The sequence below is a fragment of the Tolumonas osonensis genome (assembly GCF_014202415.1).
Taxonomy (GTDB): Bacteria; Pseudomonadota; Gammaproteobacteria; order Enterobacterales; family Aeromonadaceae; genus Tolumonas; species Tolumonas osonensis.
Window position 1 is genome coordinate 107,179 of record NZ_JACHGR010000004.1, and the last position, 22,165, is coordinate 129,343.

The following is a 22,165-nucleotide window of genomic DNA, read 5'->3' on the forward strand; positions in this document are numbered from 1 at the left end:
TTTCAGGATTTTATGTTATCCAGAAAACGACGCACTTTTTCCAGATCTTCTGCCGTATCCACCCCTGCTGGCGGAATTTCAGCGGCGACTGCTACATGGATTTTTTCGCCGTGCCACAGTACCCGAAGCTGCTCCAGAGATTCAATTTGCTCCAGTGGGCTGGCCGACCAGGAAATATACTGCCGAATAAAGCCGGCACGATAAGCATAGATACCGATATGCCGCAGGAATGTATGCCGCCACTGTTTGGGTTCCTGAGCAAAACCATCCCGGTCCCAGGGAATAGTGGCCCGGCTGAAATAAAGCGCATAACCCTGCTTATCCATAACGACTTTCACCGCATTCGGATTAAACACTTCATGTTCATCTTCGATGGCAACAGCCAGCGTCGCCATCGGCGCACTGGTTTGCGCCAGATTATCTGCAACCTGAGTAATGATTACCGGCGGGATCAACGGTTCATCACCCTGCACATTGACCACAATCGTATCCGGCGCAAAAGCATATTTTTCGCAAACTTCAGCCAGCCGTTCAGTACCGGACTGATGATGCGATCCGGTCATACAGACTTCCACCCCCAGCCCGGCAATAGCAGCAGCTACGCGCTCATCATCGACCGCAACAATAACCTGACTGGCACCGGCCTGTTTGGCCCGTTCGACCACCCAGGCAATCATAGGCTTACCGTGGATATCAGCCAGAGGTTTACCTGGTAAGCGGGACGACTGGTATCTGGCCGGAATGACAACAACAAAACTCATGACGGGATCTCATCAGCAGTCAGTGGACGGGCACGATTTTCCAATAAAACCGGAATATCGTCCTCGATCGGATAGGCCAGTTTATCCGCCCGGCAAACCAGTTCGGAACGTTCTTTGTCATAATTCAGCTTACCTTTGCATACCGGGCAAGCGATGATTTCCAGTAGTTTATAATCCAGTGCCATGTTTAAGCTCCTTGAGTTGAGCAAGTAATCTGGTAGCAAATGATTCCGGTAACTGTGCGGTCACTGGCTGATACCACCAGTTGTCCAAAGCAAAGCTCCGGCATTTAACGGCATCTTTTTCCGTCATGATAAGTGGACGTTGAGCAAAGCGCTGTTGAAGTTCGTCGGCACTGAATGCCTGATGGTCCGCATAAGCAACCTGCTGATTCAATGCATAGCCCTGCTGCAGCAAACTATTAAAAAAACGTGGCGGATAGCCAATACCGGCCATCGCATCGACAGCGCCGGATATCAAGGCAGTATGATTCGTCCGGACATTGTGTAATGGCGCCGGTTGCAACACCATCGGGATCTCATCTGGCCTAGCTTTGCCGCCATTGCAAATGACCGCCATCGCCTCTCGCATCCGAGATGCCGTTTCCCGCAATGGACCCATTGGCATTAACCAACCATTGCCAAGTCGGCGTTCGCCGTCCATGACAATGAGCTCAATATCACGTTGTAACGCATAATGCTGCAGACCATCATCGCTGATAATGATGTCCACACCGCATTGCTCCACCAGCAATTGCACAGCCGTGACCCGTTTCGGCGCAACCGCCACCGGACAGCCACAACGCTGATAAATCAGTACAGGTTCATCACCCGCTTCCGCAGTCGTCGCTTCAGCATGCAGCAAGTAAGGATAATGCGGCGCTTTACCGCCATAACCACGGCTAACAACACCGGGTTTATATCCGGCTTTAGTCAGCCTATCCACCAGCCATAACACCATTGGCGTCTTACCATTACCGCCAACAGTAATATTGCCAACCACAATGACAGGCACCGGGGGCCGATAACTGGAAAAAAAACCAGCCCGGTAAGCCTGCCGGCGAATGGTGGTCAGTAAGGCAAATAAAGCCGCCAGTGGCGCGAACAGCCAGTTGAGCCAGCTACGCCGATACCAGAGTTTCTCTATCATGCGGTCTGCGCACCCATCTGGGTACGACGAAGCAACGCGTAAGCACCGCCCATTTCCAGCAACCGGGCATGTGTCCCTCGCTCTATTATCTGCCCGTCATCCACCACCAGGATCTCATCCGCATGCTCAATAGTGGACAGACGATGCGCGATCACAATCGTGGTACGATCTCTGGTCAGTGATTCCAGCGCAGCCTGAATACGGCGCTCCGACTCGGTATCCAGTGCGGATGTTGCCTCATCCAGCAACAACACCGGCATATCACGTAACAATGCACGGGCGATCGCCAGTCGCTGGCGTTGACCGCCGGACAGGTTAGCGCCGTTTTCACCAATCACTGTGTCATAGCCCTGCGGCATCTTGATGATAAATTCATCGGCATTCGCCAGTTTTGCCGCCTGAACAATCTGTTCGCGCGTAAACTGCTCTTCCGCCGCATAAGCAATGTTGTTGGCGACCGTGTCATTAAACAAATGTACATTTTGTGAAACCAGCGCAAACTGACGACGCAAATCACGCAAACGGTATTCACGGATGTCATGCCCATCCAACAGGATTTGCCCTTCCTGGATATCATAGAAACGGGTTAGCAGACTCGCTATGGTGCTCTTGCCTGAGCCTGAACGGCCAACCAACGCCACGGTCTTGCCGGGTTCAATACTGAAACTGACCCCGCGTAATGCCGGTACATCTTTGGTTGGATAAGTAAATGTCACATTACGGAATTCGATTTTGCCTGCAGCCTGTTTCAGTTCGCGCTGACCATTATCTTCTTCCAGCGGCAAATCGATAACATCGAACAGACTCTGGCAAGCCGCAATACCTTTCTGAAACTGCACGTTAACCTGGGTCAGGCTTTTCAGCGGTTTCATTAAACCAAAAAGCGCTGAAATAACCGCAGCAAAAGAACCGGCGGTCAATTGCTGGCTGATTTCAGGATAGGTAGCCAGATACAGCACCAGCGCTAACGCGGTTGATGCAATAAACTGAACTATCGGTGAGCCAACTGCATCAGCAACAACCATTTTCATATTCTGCTGACGTACCGCGTTACTCACTTTATCAAATCGGCTGGCTTCGATTTCCTGACCGCCGAACATCAGCACTTCTTTATGCCCTCTCAGCATCTGTTCCGTTGAAGTGGTGATATTGCCCATCGCGTGTTGCAGTTGCTTACTCAGCTTCCGGAACCGTTTGCTAATGACAGAAATCAGAAACGCGACAATGGGGCCAATAACGAAAAAGATAGCCGATAACTGCCATGAGTAATAAAACATCAGCACCAGTAAACCAATGACAGTACATCCCTCACGGATGAGCGAAATCAGTGTCGAACTGGCAGCGGATGAAACCTGGGATGCATCATAAGTCACCTTGGATAAAAGGGTACCCGTGTTATGCTTATCAAAAAACGACAGCGGCATGCCCATTAAATGAGAAAAAACCGTACGCTGTAACCGCATAACAACGGTATTCCCTACCCATGCCATGAAATAATCTGAGGTAAAGTTACAGACACCGCGCAGGGCGACCAATCCCATGATCATAAAAGGCAACCACAACAGGGTCGAGGGATCGTTACCGCTTAAGCCATCATCCAACAGCGGTTTGATCAGCGATATCATGTAGGTATCAACAGCCGCATAACCCGCCATCCCGACAGCGGCTATCGCCAGCCCTTTTCTGCGCCCAATCGTGTAACTCAACAGGCGTTTAAGCGTCGGCCAGCTGGCTTTATGCGCTGCATCTGGTGCTTTGTTAGACATGAATAATTCAAACCTTGCTGCAAAATGACCCGTCATTTTAGCGGTTGATCGTCCACTAACCAAGCTTCCATCTGCCTATACCAGGGTTGCAAACGACGAAAAGGTCGGATCACGCTATTATTTTGACTAAATTCAAAGCTGACCATGCCATCAGCGGCTGTTATCCATTGTTGTGATTGTGAATAACGCGATAACACCGCCGGATGAGGATGATGCCATCGGTTCTGATATCCGGCGCTGTGAACCACATGTTCCGGGGCTGCGGCCGCAATAAAATCCGGTGTGGAAGAGGATTTACTGCCATGGTGTGGTGAGGACAGAATCTGACTCTGCAGCACACTCTTGGGCAAACGAACAAGTTCTGCCTCCGCCTTGCGCTCCACATCGCCGGTTAACAGCACACTATGCTGCCCATCATTGATACGCAGCACGCAGGAATCTTCATTGATATCTCCGCCGGAGGAAGATCGGGGGGACAGGATTGTCAGTTGCAATTTGCCCCACCACCATTGCTGACCACGCTGGCAAATCAGAGTATCGGCTGTCAGGGCCGAAGATGAAATAATCCGGGTTTGCGGGTATTTTGCCAAAATCCGCTTCCAGTTGGCCGCATGATCCTTATCCCGATGGCTGACCACCAGATAATCCAGATACCGGATCCCCCGATATTCCAGCATCGGAAAAATCACTGCATCGGCCATGTTATAACCCCCAGGATATGCATCGCCGGTATCAAACAGCAATGCCCGATCATCCCGGCTTATCAGAACAGATAATCCCTGCCCTACATCCAGCATATCGACTTGCCAGTCAGGTTCAGACTGACAACCGGTAAACAATAATCCGCATCCGGCCAATGATAATAAGCCCGGCTTTTTTTTGATGATTACCGGTGAACACCACCAGATAAGAACGGTAATTAATCCCCAGAGAACCAATAGCTGCTGATGATGAGAGATTGCCACCCAGCCGGGACACCACGACTGGATCCATTCCAGCGCCAGCATCAGCCAATCCAGCTGAATATCACAAAGCCAGAATCCCAGATGAGCCAGTGACGGGAAAACTGGCACCAGTAATCCGGAAACCAGGGCGACAGGGACAATAGAAAAGGTGAACCATGGTCCGGCTGGTAAATTGATTAGAACACTGCTGATACTGAGGCCATCAAAAAGCAGTAACTGAACAGGCAACAGTAACAGCGTCATTAACCACTGGATTTGCCATAAAGAAGGCTTGCGCCACAAAAAACCTGCAATACCCAGAATACCAACAGCAATGAACGATAGCCAGAATCCGGCTGAAAATACCACCCAGGGATTAATGACCAGCATGATAGCCAGTGCCGATAACCAGATACGGATCCCGGACCATTCTCGTTGCCAAAAGCGCAAAGCAATCCATATAACCAGCATGCATAATGATCTGACGGTAGGCGCAGAAAAATCAGCCAATGCGCTGTAAAGCAGCGCAAACCCCATTCCGGAAAGCCAATGTATATATGGAAAGTGGTCGCTCCAGCGCTGCAGCAGCAAGCGGGACAATGCCATACCAATCCATGCGATTAATCCGATATGCATCCCGGAAATGGCTATCAAATGAATAAGTCCGGTATCGCGCAATGTTTGCCAGTCAGCCTTGTCTACATCCTGCTGTTCACCGTAAATCAGTGCCATCAGCAATTCCGGCTGACGAAAACCCTGCATTAACTGGCCGGACTGCATCAACCATCTGTCACGCCAGTTATGCTCAGCCTGATAAACAAGTTTAAAACTGCTGATATTGCCCGTTGCGGTGATCCCCTGTCCCAGTAACCAGCGTTCGGCGTTAAATCCGACCGGATTACCAAGCCCGTGAGGTATTTTCAGTCGAGCCCGGATACGTAACCGGTCACCCCGGTTTAAATCTGTTTTTTTACCGGAAAGCGTCAGTTTTATCCGCGGTTCCGGCCAATAGGATTTGCCATTGATGCTTTGTACCGAAACAAGTAATTGCAGATGATCGGATTTTTGATGCGCACTCGAAACCATCACATTCAGTTCATGCTGTGCCGGAAAGGGGATCCGCTGTTCCTTCAGCCAGAACACTTCATGGTTAAAAAAGAGAATGGCCCAGCCCAGACCAAATAATATGGCACCGGGAAAGCGATACCGGACAATGGCGACCCCACCGGCCAGCAGAATACTCCATCCCCACTGGCTCGCAGGTAAATCGGGCCAGAACAGGGAACTGGAGATACCCAGCGCCATTCCGAACAGCCATTTTTCCACTATTTATGTCTTATATATTGATTTGTTGCGCCATTCTCCTGTGAATAGTTATCAGTCAACAGCTGTTGTTTCTGACGTTCCCCCGGATTCTTTGTATAAAAAAAAGACAAACAGATATTCCGAAGCTGTCTAATTCACATAAACCGGAGAAAACTACCGCAGATTTACACACCCATGACCGAATGAGTGTCATAATCGGCCAACATCATGTTGTTGTAGTTTTATGTGTTGTATGGGAACAACGAATCACATAAGCATGGAACTACCGGGCAGGAATGGGGTGAAAAAGACAATTCGATGGATATTCTGATTTCCATTTTTTCTGACTACGGCTATCTGGCCGTGTTTACGATGCTGTTGTTATGTGGTTTTGGCTTACCGATCCCGGAAGACATCACTTTAGTTGCCGGCGGTATCATTGCCGGATTAGGGTATGCAGATGTACATACGATGTTTGTTGTCTGTATGGCCGGTGTGCTTATCGGTGACGGAACCATGTTTATGCTGGGACGGATATTCGGTCAGCGAATACTGGCCTTTGCACCGATTCGTCGCATAGTCACACCGCACCGTTTTGCTCAGGTGCAGGAAAAATTTGTTAAATACGGGAACTGGGTGTTATTTGTTGCCCGTTTCTTGCCGGGGTTGCGCTCACCGATCTTTATCGTTGCCGGCATGAGTCGTCGCATCTCTATTTGGCGCTTCCTGATAATGGATGGTCTGGCCGCCTCTATCTCTGTTCCTGTCTGGGTATACATAGGTGACTATGGCGCCTATAACAGAGATTGGCTGTTGCATATGATCAGTCGGGGACAAACCGGCATTTATTCCTTGCTGGGTCTTGGCGCATTGATACTCGTGATTGTTTATTTGCGTCACAAACGCAGCAAAAAGATGTGAATATAAAAAACCAGCATTCCGGATGCTGGTTTTTTATATCTCTGCAGAATTAACGCCCCAGTTCTCTGGCTGGTAACAACTGACTTGCTCGCCAGGCCGGGTATAAAGTCGCAAGCAGGCTCATCAGGATAGCAGCCGCCGTAACGATAACGACATCCATCAGATGCAGTTCTGAGGGCAGGAAATCGATAAAATAAATTTCCGGATTAAGAAATTGATATCCTGTCACCAGCTCTACACCATGAATAATGGATGACAGATACTGCGCCAAAAGACATCCAAGCAAAGCACCACTCCCTGCGCCAACCAGGCCATTCACCATCCCCTGCGTCATAAACACCTGACGGATTTGCCAGTCGCTGGCGCCCATGGTTTTCAGAATAGCGATATCACCGCGTTTTTCATTTACCGCCATAACCAGCGTGGATACAATATTAAAACAGGCAACCGCCACTACCATCAGCAGCACAACATACATGACGGTGCGTACCATCTGGATATCCTGATACAGGTATCCCTGAGATGTCATCCAACTGCGCAGATACATACGGTAAGGCAATTGGCTGGCGGCTGCATAAGCAATGCTATGCGCGGAAAGCACATCATTCACCTCAATACTCAGCCCCTGCACCTGATCCTGCCAACCAAGCATCGCCTGTGCATCCTGCAAGTGAATATAGCCCAGCAAACCATCAAGCTGGCCGCCGATCTTCAGTAAACCGACGACGGTAAACTGGCGTTGCATCGGCGCCGCAAAGGCTGATTGAGCCTGTTTATCCGGCACTTGCATGGTCACACTGTCGCCGATTTTAACACCCAGTTTATTGGCAATCTGTTGACCCAGAATGACACCATTCTCTCCTGGCTGTAATGCATCCAGCCCGTTCCCGGTCATGTATTCCGCCGCTTGAGAAATCTGTTTTTCCTCTGCAGGCAATACCGCTCGTAACTGCGCAGCCTTCATTTTGCCACCCGCCTCCAGCATACCGTTGAGCGAAATCAACGGTGCTACGGCAGTAATACCGGTTTGTTTTTTCAGCAGCGCAGACGCCGATTGCCAGTCACTGAATCCACCGGAAACCAGTTCAACCTCAGCATGCGGGATCACCGCCAGTACACGCTGGCGTAACTCGCGTTCAAAACCATTCATGGCTGATAAGCCAAGAATCAGCGCCATGACTCCCAATGCAATACCAATGATCGAAGAAGCAGAGATAAAGCTGACAAAACGGCTGCTTCGCCGACTCCGGCTATAACGCAGCCCTAAAAACAAGGCATAAGGCTGAAACATCATTCGCCTCCCTGCAGCACACCATCCACCATATGAAGTTGACGGTGTAATTTGCCCGCCAGTTCACGGTCATGCGTGACCACCACAAATGCCGTACCCAGCTCGCTATTTAACTGACACATCAGCTCATAGATAGCGGTAGCACTTTTATGATCCAGATTACCGGTCGGCTCATCAGCCAATACCAGACGCGGCTGATTAACCAGCGCCCGGGCAATAGCAACACGCTGACGCTCACCACCGGATAATTCTGCAGGACGATGTTCAATACGATGCGACAGGCCGACCCGTTCAAGCATCGCGGCAGCCTGCTGTGTTGCCTGCTTGACCGCCATGCCACCGATCAGTAACGGCATGGCTGCGTTTTCCAGCGCCGTAAATTCCCCCAGCAAATGGTGGAACTGATACACAAAACCTAACTGACGGTTACGGAATTGCGCCTGCTGCTGACTGTTCCATTGATAAATATCCTGCTGCTCGAACAGGACAGTCCCGGATGTCGGTGTATCCAGTGCGCCAAGGAGATGTAATAACGTACTTTTTCCTGAACCAGAACTGCCGACGATTGCCAGCATCTCTTTTTGTAATACGGTTAAACTGATTCCACGTAATACGGGTGTCTCAACAGAACCTTCACGATAGGTCTTCATCAGATCCATACAACGTAACAAGATATTACTCATAACGTAACGCCTCCGCCGGACGAATATGTGCGGCACGCCAGGCCGGATAAAGCGTCGCCATAAAGCTCATTAATAATGCTCCGCATGCAATCAGTAACACCTGAGAAATCTGTAGTTCAACCGGTAAGCCGCTGCCACCCGCATCCATATAAAGATTAAGTCCCAGCACCCGTAAAATCGGATTCAGATAATTGGTCAAAATGACGCCACCGACCGCACCAATCAATCCGCCAAAAACACCACTCCAGAGCCCCTGAACCATAAAAATCTTCATAACCGTTTTGCTTTGCATCCCCATCGTACGAAGAATTGCCACTTCCCCTTGTTTATCCAGCACGACCATGACCAAAGAAGACAAAATGTTAAAGGCGGCAACCAGAATGATCAGCACCAGCATCAAACTCATAATGTGTTTTTCCATGGCAACAGCCCGGAATAACTCGCCCCGCTCTTTGCGCCAGTCCTGAAAGACCAGCGAAGACGGCAGCGATGTTTTGGCAATATCTTCTGTCTGGAAGGCATCATCCAGCCAGACTCGCCAGCCAGTAACACTTTCTGCCGGATAGCGCAGTAAGCGCCGGGCATCATCCAGATGAATGAGCGCTATCTGATCATCAACCGGTGAACCCACATCAAACAAAGCCACCACATGAAATAAACGTTGTGAAGGTACACGCCCCATCGGTGTAAAGCGGCTACCTTCGCTGACCAGCACACGAACTTTGTCACCCGGCATCACGCCCAGTTTCTGAGCCAGAGCACCACCCAGGATGATATTAAACTTGCCAGGTTCCAGACGATTCAGCGCAGGTTCACCTAATGTCTTTCGCAACAAATCCTGCTGCGGATAATGCTGAGGGTTGATACCCTGCAAAATCACAGGCGCCAGACTCCCTGGGCTTTGCACCATGCCTTCTGTTGTAATGAAAGGTGCCGCAGCCTGTACATGCGGAAGCTGGGTGACCGTTTGCTGATATTGCTGCCATTCCGGTAACTGACCTGATGCTGTCGTGATCACGCCATGCGGCACGACACCCAGAATGCGATCTTTTAATTGAGCCTCAAAGCCATTCATGACGGAACTGACCACAATCAGCGCCATAACACCAATCGCAATCCCGAAGGTTGAAAAGATGGAGATAAAAGAAGCGAATCGATTATCACCTCTGGCGCCGGCATATCGCAGGCCTATTGCCAGACTGACAGGTTGAAAAATGAGTGATTTCACGCTGTTTCCAAGCGTTGCGCAATCCAAGAGTTAGCGGATAATAAAGGTAAGACATCCGCTCAACAAGGGGTTCTCTCCGGGCAGGTCACATTTTAGTGTGCAGCGGTACCTGCCAGCAGAGCGTGATTCCAAGGAAACATGAACGGGATAGCCGGAGGAAATATCCGGAGTTCCAGAAAACATTAACCAATCTGAATCTGACTGATGACCAATTATTTTACTTTTTCTCTGAACGCAAAAGCGAATCAACGCCTCACCTTCGGACAACTAACTGGCAGCAGTCTTTCTCTGGCGATTGCTGAACTGGTGTCATCACAGACCCATCCGGTAGTCCTGGTCGTGAATGACACTCCGACCGCCCTGGTTCTGGAACAGGAAATCAGCTTCCTACTCAAAGAGAACAATATTCCGGTGCGACTCTTTCCTGATTGGGAAACACTGCCTTACGATACGTTCTCTCCGCATCAGGATATTATCTCCCAGCGCATAGAAACGCTTTATCATCTTCCCCGGATGAAACAAGGTCTACTGATTCTGCCTGTCGCGACCCTGATGTTGCGAACCGCACCATCCAGCTTCATTGATGGCCACAGTCTGTTAATAAAGCCTGGCGATAAACTCGATCTACACAATCTGCGCCATCGTCTGGAGCATGCCGGTTACAATGCCGTCGAACAGGTATTGGAACATGGTGAATATGCCGCCCGGGGCTCACTGCTTGATCTGTTCCCGATGGGATCGTCACAACCTTATCGTATTGATTTCTTTGATGACGAAGTTGACAGCATCCGGGCGTTTGATTCTGATACCCAACGTTCCCATGATCCGGTCAAAGAAGTTCGTCTGTTACCTGCCCACGAATTTCCTACTGATAAAAATGCGATTGAAGGTTTCCGACAACGCTTCCGGGAACAATTCGATGCCGGCCGCACGCCGGACTCGATCTACCAGCAAGTGAGCAAAGGGTTATGGCCGGCAGGCATTGAATATTATCTGCCCTTGTTTTTTGAACAGACTGCTACGCTGCTGGACTATCTGCCCTCTTCCAGTCTGATTCTGACGGTCGGTGATATTCAGCAGGCCAGCGAACAATTCTGGCTGGATGTGCAACAGCGTTATGAAGATCGTCGTTACGATTTAAGCCGTCCTCTGCTGCCACCAGCAACACTTTACCTGCCCGTCGATCAACTGTTTGGCATTCTGAAAGAACATACCCAGATCCACTGCCAGACCTTACCGGCAGAAGAAAAGGCCGGACGTATCAATTTACCGGTTAATGCGCTGCCTGAACTGGCGATTGAAGCCAAACAGCAGGAACCACTGGAAACATTACAGCGGTTTTTAAGTCTGTTCAGTGGCCGGATCCTGTTCTCTGTCGAATCGGAAGGCCGCCGTGAAGCGCTACTTGAATTACTGGCGCCACTGCAGCTTAAACTTCCCATTCTGAATTCATTTGATGAGTTCACCCGGGAGTCAGCCCGGTATGCAATCATTGTCAGCCCGCTGGAACACGGCTTTATTCTGCCGGAAGCCGATATTGCCCTGATCTGCGAAAATGATCTGTTTGGCCAGAAAGTCATCCAGCGCCGCCGCCGGGATAAGAAAGCCACCGTCAATAACGAAGCCATTGTGCGCAACCTGGCTGAACTGACCATTGGCCAGCCTGTTGTTCATCTTGACCACGGTGTCGGTCGCTATGTCGGCCTGCAGACGATTGATGCCGGTGGCATCGCCGCCGAATACCTCACACTGGAATATGCCGGCGGAGATAAATTATATGTTCCGGTCACATCACTGCATCTGATCAGCCGGTACAGCGGTAGTGAAAATCCACCATTACATAAATTGGGTAGTGAAGCATGGCTGAAAGCGCGTAAAAAAGCGGTAGAGAAAATCCGGGATGTTGCAGCAGAGTTACTGGATGTCTATGCCAAACGCGCTGCCAAACCTGGTCTTGCCTTCCGGCATGATAAACAGGCCTACAGCAAATTTGCTGCCGGATTCCCGTTTGAAGAAACCCCTGATCAATTGAATGCTATCAATTCAGTGCTCGGTGATATGTGTCAGGCGAAAGCCATGGATCGGCTGGTCTGTGGTGACGTCGGTTTTGGTAAAACAGAGGTCGCGATGCGAGCGACTTTCGTTGCGGTTCATGCCGGAAAGCAGGTCGCAGTTTTAGTGCCGACAACGCTGCTCGCCCAGCAGCACTATGAAAACTTCCGAGACCGGTTTGCCAACTGGCCGGTCAATATCGAAGTCATGAGCCGCTTCAAGAGTACCAAAGAACAGAAAGTCGCCATGGAAGCACTGGCGGAAGGTAAGATTGATATCATTATTGGTACCCATAAACTTCTTTCCGAAGATATCCGTTTTAAAGACCTCGGGTTACTGGTGGTGGATGAAGAACACCGCTTTGGCGTCCGCCAGAAAGAGAAAATCAAAGCGCTACGCGCAGACGTGGATATCCTGACACTGACCGCTACACCAATTCCGCGTACGCTGAATATGGCGCTTTCCGGGATGCGCGACCTCTCTGTCATCGCGACACCGCCCGCCAAACGCCTGGCCATCAAAACCTTTGTCCGCCAGTACGATAAAGCCATGGTGCGAGAGGCAATTCTGCGTGAACTGAAACGTGGTGGTCAGGTTTATTACCTGCATAATAATGTTGAAACGATTGAACAGACAGCAGCCCAGCTTAGCGAACTGATACCTGAAGCCCGGATTGCGATTGCGCATGGACAGATGCGTGAGCGCGAACTGGAACGCGTCATGTCTGATTTTTATCACCAGCGACAGAACGTCCTGGTCTGTACCACCATTATTGAAACAGGTATCGACGTACCAAGCGCGAATACCATCATTATGGATCGTGCTGATAACCTGGGGCTTGCCCAGTTGCACCAGTTGCGTGGCCGTGTCGGTCGTTCGCACCATCAGGCATACGCCTATCTGTTAACTCCGCATCCGAAACAGATGACCAAAGATGCCATCAAGCGTCTGGAAGCCATCGAGTCACTGGAAGATCTGGGTGCCGGTTTTGTACTGGCTACACATGACCTCGAGATCCGGGGAGCCGGTGAATTACTGGGTGATGAACAGAGCGGCCAGATTGAGTCCATCGGTTTTACCCTGTATATGGAAATGCTGGAACAGGCCGTTGATGCGTTGAAAGAAGGAAAAGAACCATCGCTGGATCAGCTTCTTGCCGGCCATACCGATATTGAATTGAGAGTTCCGGCTCTATTACCGGATGATTACATTCCTGACGTCAACATGCGGCTCTCTATGTATAAACGTATCGCCAGTTGCTCTACCCAGGAAGAGATCGATGAATTAAAAATTGAACTGATTGATCGCTTCGGTCTGTTACCTCAACCGGCCCAGAATCTGATCCAGATTTCACGTTTCCGCTTACTGGCGAAACCGTTAGGTCTGAAGCGAATAGAAATTGGTGATCGGGGTGGGTTTATCGATTTCACTCAGGAAACTCGGATCAATCCGATGTTTATCGTTAATCTGATCCAGACGCAACCACGGTTATACCGTATGGATGGCCCGACTCGTCTGCGGTTCAATTTGCCAAGTGATGATGTGAAAACCCGTTTCTCTCTGGTTGAGCAGATACTCACCTCGTTTGCAGCAAACCAGAATTAATTAACTGTCAGGTGGCACCATATTCGCTTATGGTATCACCTTGATATTCAAGTAAAAAATAAGGACGCCTCGGCGTCCTTATTTGTATTTCATTTCTGAAAGATTATTCAGTCATTGGAATGTCTTCTGCTGGTGCAGCCGGTGCCACCGGAGCATCAGCTACAGCTTCTGCAGCTGGCTGTTCATCACGTTTAGCTTCTTTGATAGATAAACGGATACGGCCCTGACGGTCCACTTCCAGCACTTTAGTACGAACAACATCGCCTACCTTCAGGTAGTCAGATACGTCTTTCACACGCTCATCAGTGATCTGAGAGATATGAACCAGACCATCTTTACCTGGCAGGATGTTAACAAACGCACCGAACTCAGCCAGACGAGTGACCTTACCTTCGTAGATACGACCTACTTCAACTTCCGCAGTCAGCGCTTCAATACGACGGATCGCTTCCTGAGCAGCGTCACCGCTGACAGCAGCAATCTTCACGGTACCATCATCTTCCAGTTCAATGGTTGTACCGGTTTCTTCGGTCAGCGCACGGATCACTGAGCCACCTTTACCGATAACGTCTTTGATCTTCTCTGGATTGATTTTGATAGTGTGAATGCGTGGTGCAAAGTCAGAAATTTCCTGACGAGCTTCACCAATCGCCTTGTCCATGACAGTCAGAATATGCAAACGCGCTTCACGAGCCTGTTTCAGAGCGATCTGCATGATTTCTTTGGTGATACCTTCGATCTTGATGTCCATCTGCAGTGCAGTAACACCTTCGGAAGTACCAGCCACTTTAAAGTCCATGTCACCCAGATGATCTTCGTCACCCAGGATGTCAGACAGAACAACAAAGCTGTCAGCTTCCTTCACCAGCCCCATGGCAATACCAGCAACAGACGCTTTGATTGGTACACCGGCATCCATCAGCGCCAGAGAAGTGCCACATACGGAAGCCATAGAAGAAGAACCGTTAGATTCAGTGATTTCAGAAACCACACGAACCACATACGGGAATTCAGCCTGTGAAGGGATAACAGCAGACACACCACGACGAGCCAGACGACCGTGACCAATTTCACGACGTTTTGGTGAACCCATCATGCCGGTTTCACCCACACAATATGGTGGGAAGTTGTAGTGCAGCATGAAACGATCGGTACGTTCACCGGTGATTTCATCAATAGTCTGCGCGTCACGCTCAGTACCCAGCGTACAGGTCACCAGCGCCTGGGTTTCACCACGGGTAAACAGCGCAGAGCCATGAACACGCGGCAGTACACCGGTACCCACGCTCAGAGCACGGATCATTTGTGGATCACGGCCATCGATACGCGGCTCGCCACGCAGGATACGACCACGGACGGTGTCACTTTCCAGCTCATGGAACAGATCCGCAACCTCACCCGCATCCTGTGTTTCATCAGCAGCAGTGATTTCCGCAACAATACGTTGTTTCAGTGCAGAGATGGCTTCATAACGGACAGCCTTTTCTGTAATACGATAGGCTTCACCGATTTCAGCACCAGCCAGTTCAGCGATTTTAGCTTTCAGCGTTACGTTAGCAGCCGGTGCAGTCCAGTCCCATGGCTTGGTACCGACTTCAGCAGCAAATTCTTTAACTGCATTAATAACGGTCTGCATCTGCTCATGGCCGTAAACCACAGCGCCGAGCATCACTTCTTCAGGCAGAATGGCCGCTTCTGATTCAACCATCAATACCGCAGGAGCAGTACCGGCAACCACCAGATCCAGCTTGCTGTCATGCAGCTCAACTACTGACGGGTTCAGGATATATTGATCATTGATGTAACCAACGCGGGCTGCACCGATAGGGCCATTGAATGGAATACCGGAAATAGCCAGTGCCGCAGAAGTACCGATCATGGCAACAATATCCGGAGATACCGCTGGATTCACAGACATTACAGTGGCCACGATCTGAACTTCGTTCAGGAAGCCTTCCGGGAACAGAGGACGAATCGGACGGTCGATCAGACGAGCAGTCAGTGTTTCACCTTCACTCGGACGACCTTCGCGTTTGAAAAAACCACCAGGAATACGGCCTGCTGCATAGGTACGCTCTTGATAGTTAACGGTCAGCGGGAAAAAATCGCGACCTTCAACAGCTTCTTTTTTGCCAACAACAGTTACAAATACTGCGGTGTCATCCATGCTGGCCATAACAGCTGCAGTCGCCTGACGAGCCATAACACCTGTTTCTAATGTCACAGTGTGCTGGCCATATTGGAAGGTTTTTACAATAGGATTCACGTGAATTTCCTTTTATTAATTTCGTCGCTCAAATTGCGCGTCCATTATAGCTGAAGGTGTTCAGAATAGGTAAGCGGCGATAGGGGGAGATTCGATATTCTGACGTAATTGTCATTACGGTCACGAAAAAACAAAAGGAGGCAAATGCCTCCTTTCATTAGAATTCACTAAGTATGAATTAGCGACGCAGACCCAGTTTAGCGATCAGATCTTTGTAACGCGCTTCATCTTTGCGTTTCAGGTAATCCAGCATTTTACGACGCTGAGAAACCATGCGCAGCAGACCACGACGGCCGTGATGGTCTTTAGAGTGTACGGAGAAGTGGCCTTGCAGATGGTTGATCTGAGCAGTCAGCAGAGCTACCTGAACTTCTGGTGAACCAGTGTCATTGGTACCGCGAGAGAAATCAGCAACGATCTTGGCTTTAGTTTCAGCATTTAGTGACATAATGTACTCCTGAGTTTAATGGGCTGTGAGCCGATCACTAATTCAGCCCACAGAGAAGCTGCGCATTCTAGCACAGCTGTATCTGCAAACAAGCAACTCTGCTTATTCGTCTGCTTCCGGGATATCGCCACCGATGCGGACTAAACGACGCGGTGCTACCTTGCCGTCCTCATCAATTTCACCGACACCAATAAATTCGGCTTCAGGCCCGACCGTCATACGGACAAAACCTTCCATAGGCGCATGTGGCACCATAACAGCCTGTCCCTGAGTGACATAGGCGGCCAGAACCGGCGACATATTGACTTCCGGCAAAGCGGAGACTGCGCTATCCATTGGTAATAAAAACTGATCCAGTTTTTCACGGGGAGGAATACCCTGTTCGCGGCATTCATCCAGGATTGCATTCAGTTTTTCCAAATCCAGCATATTGTCATTTGGATAACCGGCAACCTGAGTACGACGCAACTGGGTAACATGTGCACCACATCCTAACAGTTCACCCAAATCGTCGATCAAAGAACGAATATAGGTGCCCTTGGAGCAATGAACTTCCAGTGCAATCTGTTCCTCTGAAAAACTTTCCAGTTCCAGTGAATATATCGTGATCGGTCGTGCTTCACGCTCGATCTCAATACCTTCACGGGCGTACTCATACAGCGGACGTCCCTGATGCTTCAATGCAGAAAACATCGAAGGAACCTGCATGATATCACCACGGAATGTATCCAGCGCATTGAGTAACTGCTCTTTGCTCACATTGACAGGACGCACCGAAACAACAGAACCTTCGGAATCGCTGGTGTCTGTGCGTACACCCAACTGGGCCGTCACTTGATAACGTTTATCAGCATCCAGCAGGAATTGAGAAAATTTGGTCGCCTCACCAAGACAAATTGGTAGCATACCAGTGGCTAATGGATCCAGCGCACCAGTGTGACCGGCTTTGGCTGCATTATAGATACGCTTCACTTGCTGCAGCGCATCATTCGAAGTGATACCGCTTGGTTTATCCAGCAGTATAATGCCGTGTACATCACGACCTTTGAAACGACGTCGTCGAGACATCTCTAATCACGATCCTCCTCGTTCTGATCCGACGACTCGCCACGGCGACGCTGATCTTCACGAACAGTGTTAGTAACCAGGTTGGAGATTCGCATCCCTTCAACCAACGTTTTATCATAGACAAAGCGAATCTCCGGCACTACGCGCAGTTTCATCGCTTTACCCAGTAAAATACGAATATAACCTGAAGCATCATTCAGCACTTTGACGCCTGCCTCAATGTTATCTTCTTCGTTCAGAAAAAACGTAACATAAATTTTGGCGTGCTGTAGATCGCGGGTCAACTCAACATCAGAGACAGTCACCATGCCAACACGGGGATCTTTCACTTCTCGTTGCAGAATCACAGCAATCTCACGCTGAATTTGTTGCGCAACGCGATCTGCACGACCAAATTCTTTTGCCATTATTAACTCCGGAACAAACGGGGGCATGTAGCCCCCGTAATTAGTTATAGCGTACGCTGAATTTCAACTGTTTCGTAAACTTCGATCTGGTCGCCTGGACGAACGTCATTATAGTTCTTCACAGCGATACCACATTCGTAGCCGTTTTTAACTTCAGGTACGTCGTCTTTAAAGCGACGCAGTGATTCCAGTTCGCCTTCGTAGATAACCACGTTATCACGCAGAACGCGAATTGGGCTATTACGCTTCACAGTACCTTCAGTCACCATACAGCCTGCAACAGCACCGAATTTCGGTGAACGGAATACGTCACGAACTTCAGCCAGACCAATGATCTGCTGTTTGTATTCCGGCGCCAGCATACCACTCATCGCCTGACGAACTTCATCGATCAGATCATAGATAACTGAGTAGTAACGCAGGTCAATGCTTTCAGATTCGATGATCTTACGTGCAGAAGCATCAGCACGAACGTTAAAGCCCAGGACAATAGCGTTAGACGCAGCTGCCAGACTTGCATCAGTTTCTGTGATACCACCCACCCCGGAACCGATGATTTTCACTTTCACTTCATCAGTAGACAGTTTGTTCAGTGAGTCTGCAATTGCTTCAACAGAACCCTGTACGTCGGCTTTCAGCACCACATTCAGTTCAGAAACTTCACCTTCGGTCATGTTAGAGAACATGTTTTCCAGTTTCGCTTTCTGCTGACGGGCCAGTTTGACATCACGGAATTTACCCTGACGATACAGAGCAACTTCACGCGCTTTCTTCTCGTCACGAACTACTGTTGCTTCATCACCTGCAGATGGCACACCTGACAAACCTAAAATTTCAACCGGTGTTGACGGACCGGCTGCATCAATACTGCGGCCCAGTTCATCGCGCATTGCACGGACACGGCCATATTCCAGACCACACAGTACGATGTCACCCTGATGCAGTGTACCTTCCTGAACCAAAACCGTTGCCACAGGACCACGACCTTTATCCAGGCGAGATTCAATGACCACACCACTGGCCATCGCATCGCGCACAGCAGTCAGTTCCAGAACTTCGGCTTGCAGCAGGATTGCGTTCAGCAGATCGTCAATACCCTGGCCACTCTTGGCTGATACTTTAACAAACTGGTTTTCACCGCCCCACTCTTCTGGAATAACGCTGTGACGAGTCAGTTCGTTCATCACGCGATCCGGATCGGCTTCCGGTTTATCGATCTTGTTCACTGCGACCACAATCGGAACACCTGCCGCTTTCGCGTGCTGGATAGCCTCGATTGTCTGAGGCATTACGCCATCATCGGCAGCCACAACCAGAACGACGATATCCGTTGCTTTGGCACCACGGGCACGCATTGCAGTAAATGCAGCATGGCCAGGGGTATCCAGGAAAGTGATACTGCCGTTATCGGTATCTACATGGTATGCACCGATGTGCTGAGTAATACCGCCAGCTTCGCCAGACGCAACCTTCGCTTTACGGATATAGTCCAGTAATGATGTCTTACCGTGGTCAACGTGACCCATGATGGTCACAACCGGCGCACGATCTTCGCGGGTTGCAGTAGAATCACGATCCTGCAGCACCGCTTCTTCTAGCTCATTTTCACGGCGCAGCGTCACTTTGTGACCCATTTCTTCCGCTACCAGTTGTGCTGTTTCCTGATCAATAACCTGGTTGATGGTTGCCATAGCGCCCATCTTCATCATCACTTTGATGACTTCGACTGCTTTCACCGCCATCTTCTGCGCCAGTTCACCAACAGTAATGGTTTCACCCACCACGATGTCTCGGTTGACTGGCTGCACTGGTTTCTGAAAACCATGCTGCATCGAATTCGGCGTATGAACTTTAGCTCGCTTACCTTTTCTCGCACGCGGATTACGCTCTTCACGTGCTTCTTCATGCGGAGATTTCTTAGCCTTGGTGACACCAGTACGACGACGACCTTTGCTCTCATCCTGACGTTCACGTTCAGCTTCCGCTTCTTTCACGAACTTAGAGGCAGCTTCACCGACATCATCACTTAATTCAGCACGGCGACGAGCTTCTTCTTCAGCCGCCCAACGAGCTTCGTTTTCTTCAGCCAGGTGACGAGCTTCTTCAGCAATACGCTGAGCCTCAGCTTCCGCTTTACGGCGGGCCTCTTCTTCCTGTTTCTTACGTAATGCCTCTGCTTCACGCTTGGCATTTTCATCTGCGCGTTTATCTGCCTCAGCTTTCACTTTTTTGGCCTTCTCATCCGGAGATTTTGCTGCATCATCCGCAGCAGCTTCTGTCGATTGGTTTCTGGCCTCAGCTTCTTTGCGCGCTTTTTCTTCGGCTTCTTTGCGGGCTTTGGCTTCCGCGTCCTTACGCGCCTGTTCAGCTTTGGCTAACTCTTCCTGGCGCGCTTTTTCAGCTTCCTGGCGCGCCTTTTCTTCTGCTTCTTTCTGCTGTTGAGCTTCGTCAATTACAGAACGATGTACATAAGTTTTTGACTTACGAACTTCAATTTGAACTTCTTTATTTTTACCACCCGCACCCTGAACATTCAGAGTGCTTTTGGTTTTACGTTGCAGTGTCATGCGTTTTGGCTCCGCATTATCTGCACCGTGCTGTTTCTTCAGATGTTCCAGCAGTGTTTGTTTTTCCTGCTCTGACACCATAGCATCAGCATCTTTATTTAAACCTGCATCTTTAAACTGTTGTACTAACCGGTCAACCGGTGTTCCTACTTCAATGGCTAGTTGTTTTACTGATAAATCGGCCATTCACTACCCTCCGCAGTTTACTCTGCCTGCTCGCCGAACCAACAGATATTACGAGCAGCCATAATCAATTCACCGGCTTTTTCTTCGGTCATCCCCGGAATACCACTCAGATCGTCGATACCTTGTTCAGCCAAATCCTCCAAGGTTGGTACACCACGGGCAGCCAGCTCATAAGCCAAATCCTGCGTCATACCATTTAATGCCAGCAAATCATCGGCTGGTTTAGCACCGGCCAGGGTTTCCTCTTTTGCCAGCGCCTGTGTGCTCAGCGCCTGTTTGGCCCGCTCACGAAGCTCTTCAATCTGCTCGTCATCAAGGTCTTCGATACGCTGCAGTTCGCTCAGAGGAACATAAGCAATTTCTTCAATAGTGGAGAAACCCTCCTCAACCAGCAACTCGGCAAAATCATCATCAATATCCAGAGCCTGAGTAAACAGATTCAAAATACGATCTTTCTCAGCCTGGTGTTTGGTCTGCATATCTTCGACCGTCATCACATTCAGCTCCCAGCCTGACAGCTGTGAAGCAAGACGAACGTTCTGACCATTACGACCAATCGCCTGGGCAAGATTGCTGGCTACTACCGCAATATCCATAGTGTGGTTATCTTCATCAACAATCAGAGAAGCCACATCAGCTGGCGCCATCGCATTGATAACAAACTGGGCAGGATTATCATCCCACAACACGATATCAATACGTTCACCACCTAATTCACCGGAAACAGCCTGAACACGCGCACCACGCATACCAACACATGCACCTACAGGGTCGATACGGCGATCATTGGTTTTCACAGCAATTTTTGCACGGGAACCCGGATCACGAGCGGCACCTTTGATTTCGATAATTTCTTCACCGATTTCAGGCACTTCAATACGGAACAGTTCTTTCAGAAAATCAGGGTGAGTCCGGCTGATAAACAACTGTGAACCACGCGCTTCCGGTTTAACCGCAGCCAGTAAGCCTTTTACGCGATCACCATTACGGAATGATTCACGTGGCAGCATATCTTCGCGATATAACACGCCTTCAGCATTACTGCCCAGATCCAGGATCACGCTGTCACGGTTAACTTTCTTAACCACACCCGTAATAATAGTGCCTTCATGATCACGGAATTGTTCCACAACCTGCGCGCGTTCAGCTTCACGAACTTTTTGAACGATTACCTGTTTAGCAGTCTGTGTAGTAATACGGTCGAAAGTAATAGATTCAATCTGTTCTTCAACGTAATCACCTAGTTGAAGTGATGGATCGTCAAATTGCGCAGCATCCAGCGAAATCTCACGATACGGATTCTGCATTACGCCGTCACCTTCGACGATCTGCCAGCGGCGGAAAGTATCAAAATCACCGGTTTTACGATCGATAGCGACACGAACTTCAATATCACCTTCATATTTCTTTTTGGTTGCTGTTGCCAACGCAGTTTCCAGTGCCTGGAAAATCTTTTCGCGAGGTACTGCCTTCTCATTGGAAACGGCATCAACAACTAAAAGGATTTCTTTATTCATT

At 49.6% G+C, this 22,165-nt stretch carries 16 protein-coding genes; 2 read left to right on the forward strand and 14 right to left on the reverse strand.

Going from position 1 to position 22,165, the window contains the following annotated elements; translation table 11 throughout:
* Nucleotides 1-2: 2 nt before the first annotated feature.
* The 5 genes from kdsB to HNR75_RS06705 are packed head-to-tail and all read right to left on the reverse strand — an operon-like array spanning nucleotide 3 to nucleotide 5,946.
* A complete protein-coding gene (gene kdsB / locus HNR75_RS06685; protein ID WP_188026233.1) occupies nucleotides 3-761 on the reverse strand; it encodes a 3-deoxy-manno-octulosonate cytidylyltransferase in 759 nt (252 codons plus the stop codon).
* Nucleotides 758-946: a Trm112 family protein gene (locus HNR75_RS06690; RefSeq protein ID WP_188026234.1), complete on the reverse strand. Its 189-nt coding sequence runs from the start codon at nucleotides 944-946 to the stop codon at nucleotides 758-760. Before HNR75_RS06690 ends, kdsB begins: the two co-directional genes overlap by 4 nt.
* A complete protein-coding gene (gene lpxK, locus HNR75_RS06695; RefSeq protein ID WP_188026235.1) occupies nucleotides 930-1,910 on the reverse strand; it encodes a tetraacyldisaccharide 4'-kinase in 981 nt (326 codons plus the stop codon). Before lpxK ends, HNR75_RS06690 begins: the two co-directional genes overlap by 17 nt.
* Nucleotides 1,907-3,676: a lipid A ABC transporter ATP-binding protein/permease MsbA gene (msbA, locus tag HNR75_RS06700; protein WP_188026236.1), complete on the reverse strand. Its 1,770-nt coding sequence runs from the start codon at nucleotides 3,674-3,676 to the stop codon at nucleotides 1,907-1,909. Before msbA ends, lpxK begins: the two co-directional genes overlap by 4 nt.
* 32 nt (nucleotides 3,677-3,708) lie before the next feature.
* Nucleotides 3,709-5,946 (reverse strand): DNA internalization-related competence protein ComEC/Rec2, encoded by a 2,238-nt coding sequence (locus HNR75_RS06705; protein ID WP_188026237.1) that lies wholly within the window; start codon nucleotides 5,944-5,946, stop codon nucleotides 3,709-3,711.
* A gap of 297 nt (nucleotides 5,947-6,243) precedes the next feature.
* Here HNR75_RS06705 and HNR75_RS06710 point away from each other — a divergent pair, with 297 nt between their 5' ends.
* Nucleotides 6,244-6,846 carry a DedA family protein gene (locus tag HNR75_RS06710; protein ID WP_188026238.1) on the forward strand — a complete coding sequence of 201 codons (603 nt, stop codon included), beginning with the start codon at nucleotides 6,244-6,246 and terminating at the stop codon, nucleotides 6,844-6,846.
* Between the two features lie 49 nt (nucleotides 6,847-6,895).
* Here the strand turns inward: HNR75_RS06710 and lolE are convergent, their stop codons facing one another.
* The 3 genes from lolE to HNR75_RS06725 are packed head-to-tail and all read right to left on the reverse strand — an operon-like array spanning nucleotide 6,896 to nucleotide 10,048.
* Nucleotides 6,896-8,137, reverse strand: a complete 1,242-nt coding sequence (lolE, locus tag HNR75_RS06715; RefSeq protein ID WP_188026391.1) for a lipoprotein-releasing ABC transporter permease subunit LolE — start codon at nucleotides 8,135-8,137, stop codon at nucleotides 6,896-6,898.
* A complete protein-coding gene (gene lolD, locus HNR75_RS06720) occupies nucleotides 8,137-8,820 on the reverse strand; it encodes a lipoprotein-releasing ABC transporter ATP-binding protein LolD (protein ID WP_188026239.1) in 684 nt (227 codons plus the stop codon). Before lolD ends, lolE begins: the two co-directional genes overlap by 1 nt.
* Nucleotides 8,813-10,048, reverse strand: coding sequence for a lipoprotein-releasing ABC transporter permease subunit (locus HNR75_RS06725; RefSeq protein WP_188026240.1), 1,236 nt, complete (start codon nucleotides 10,046-10,048; stop codon nucleotides 8,813-8,815). Before HNR75_RS06725 ends, lolD begins: the two co-directional genes overlap by 8 nt.
* Before the next feature lie 204 nt (nucleotides 10,049-10,252).
* On the opposite strand from HNR75_RS06725, the gene mfd reads away from it, so the two are divergent.
* Nucleotides 10,253-13,705: a transcription-repair coupling factor gene (gene mfd, locus HNR75_RS06730; RefSeq protein WP_188026241.1), complete on the forward strand. Its 3,453-nt coding sequence runs from the start codon at nucleotides 10,253-10,255 to the stop codon at nucleotides 13,703-13,705.
* Nucleotides 13,706-13,808: 103 nt separating this feature from the next.
* Here mfd and pnp read toward each other — a convergent pair whose 3' ends face one another.
* The 6 genes from pnp to nusA form a co-directional block, all read right to left on the reverse strand.
* Nucleotides 13,809-15,971: a polyribonucleotide nucleotidyltransferase gene (gene pnp, locus HNR75_RS06735; protein ID WP_188026242.1), complete on the reverse strand. Its 2,163-nt coding sequence runs from the start codon at nucleotides 15,969-15,971 to the stop codon at nucleotides 13,809-13,811.
* 178 nt (nucleotides 15,972-16,149) lie between these two features.
* Nucleotides 16,150-16,419, reverse strand: coding sequence for a 30S ribosomal protein S15 (gene rpsO / locus HNR75_RS06740; RefSeq protein ID WP_188026243.1), 270 nt, complete (start codon nucleotides 16,417-16,419; stop codon nucleotides 16,150-16,152).
* 102 nt (nucleotides 16,420-16,521) lie between these two features.
* Nucleotides 16,522-17,487 carry a tRNA pseudouridine(55) synthase TruB gene (gene truB, locus HNR75_RS06745; protein WP_188026244.1) on the reverse strand — a complete coding sequence of 322 codons (966 nt, stop codon included), beginning with the start codon at nucleotides 17,485-17,487 and terminating at the stop codon, nucleotides 16,522-16,524.
* Between the two features lie 2 nt (nucleotides 17,488-17,489).
* Nucleotides 17,490-17,894 carry a 30S ribosome-binding factor RbfA gene (rbfA, locus tag HNR75_RS06750; protein WP_188026245.1) on the reverse strand — a complete coding sequence of 135 codons (405 nt, stop codon included), beginning with the start codon at nucleotides 17,892-17,894 and terminating at the stop codon, nucleotides 17,490-17,492.
* Between the two features lie 44 nt (nucleotides 17,895-17,938).
* Complete coding sequence (infB, locus tag HNR75_RS06755) at nucleotides 17,939-20,647, reverse strand: translation initiation factor IF-2 (protein WP_188026246.1); 2,709 nt, start codon at nucleotides 20,645-20,647, stop codon at nucleotides 17,939-17,941.
* A 17-nt stretch (nucleotides 20,648-20,664) separates the two neighbouring features.
* Nucleotides 20,665-22,164 carry a transcription termination factor NusA gene (nusA, locus tag HNR75_RS06760; protein ID WP_188026247.1) on the reverse strand — a complete coding sequence of 500 codons (1,500 nt, stop codon included), beginning with the start codon at nucleotides 22,162-22,164 and terminating at the stop codon, nucleotides 20,665-20,667.
* Between the last annotated feature and the right edge of the window lies 1 nt (nucleotide 22,165).

Excerpts from the sequence above, each read along its gene's own strand:
- rpsO (WP_188026243.1), bottom strand. The coding sequence starts at position 16,419 with ATGTCACTAAATGCTGAAACTAAAGCCAAGATCGTTGCTGATTTCTCT.
- lolD (WP_188026239.1), bottom strand. The coding sequence starts at position 8,820 with ATGAGTAATATCTTGTTACGTTGTATGGATCTGATGAAGACCTATCGT.
- kdsB (WP_188026233.1), bottom strand. The coding sequence starts at position 761 with ATGAGTTTTGTTGTTGTCATTCCGGCCAGATACCAGTCGTCCCGCTTA.
- msbA (WP_188026236.1), bottom strand. The coding sequence starts at position 3,676 with ATGTCTAACAAAGCACCAGATGCAGCGCATAAAGCCAGCTGGCCGACG.
- HNR75_RS06690 (WP_188026234.1), bottom strand. The coding sequence starts at position 946 with ATGGCACTGGATTATAAACTACTGGAAATCATCGCTTGCCCGGTATGC.
- rbfA (WP_188026245.1), bottom strand. The coding sequence starts at position 17,894 with ATGGCAAAAGAATTTGGTCGTGCAGATCGCGTTGCGCAACAAATTCAG.
- truB (WP_188026244.1), bottom strand. The coding sequence starts at position 17,487 with ATGTCTCGACGACGTCGTTTCAAAGGTCGTGATGTACACGGCATTATA.
- mfd (WP_188026241.1), top strand. The coding sequence starts at position 10,253 with ATGACCAATTATTTTACTTTTTCTCTGAACGCAAAAGCGAATCAACGC.
- lpxK (WP_188026235.1), bottom strand. The coding sequence starts at position 1,910 with ATGATAGAGAAACTCTGGTATCGGCGTAGCTGGCTCAACTGGCTGTTC.
- HNR75_RS06710 (WP_188026238.1), top strand. The coding sequence starts at position 6,244 with ATGGATATTCTGATTTCCATTTTTTCTGACTACGGCTATCTGGCCGTG.
- infB (WP_188026246.1), bottom strand. The coding sequence starts at position 20,647 with ATGGCCGATTTATCAGTAAAACAACTAGCCATTGAAGTAGGAACACCG.
- lolE (WP_188026391.1), bottom strand. The coding sequence starts at position 8,137 with ATGTTTCAGCCTTATGCCTTGTTTTTAGGGCTGCGTTATAGCCGGAGT.
- nusA (WP_188026247.1), bottom strand. The coding sequence starts at position 22,164 with ATGAATAAAGAAATCCTTTTAGTTGTTGATGCCGTTTCCAATGAGAAG.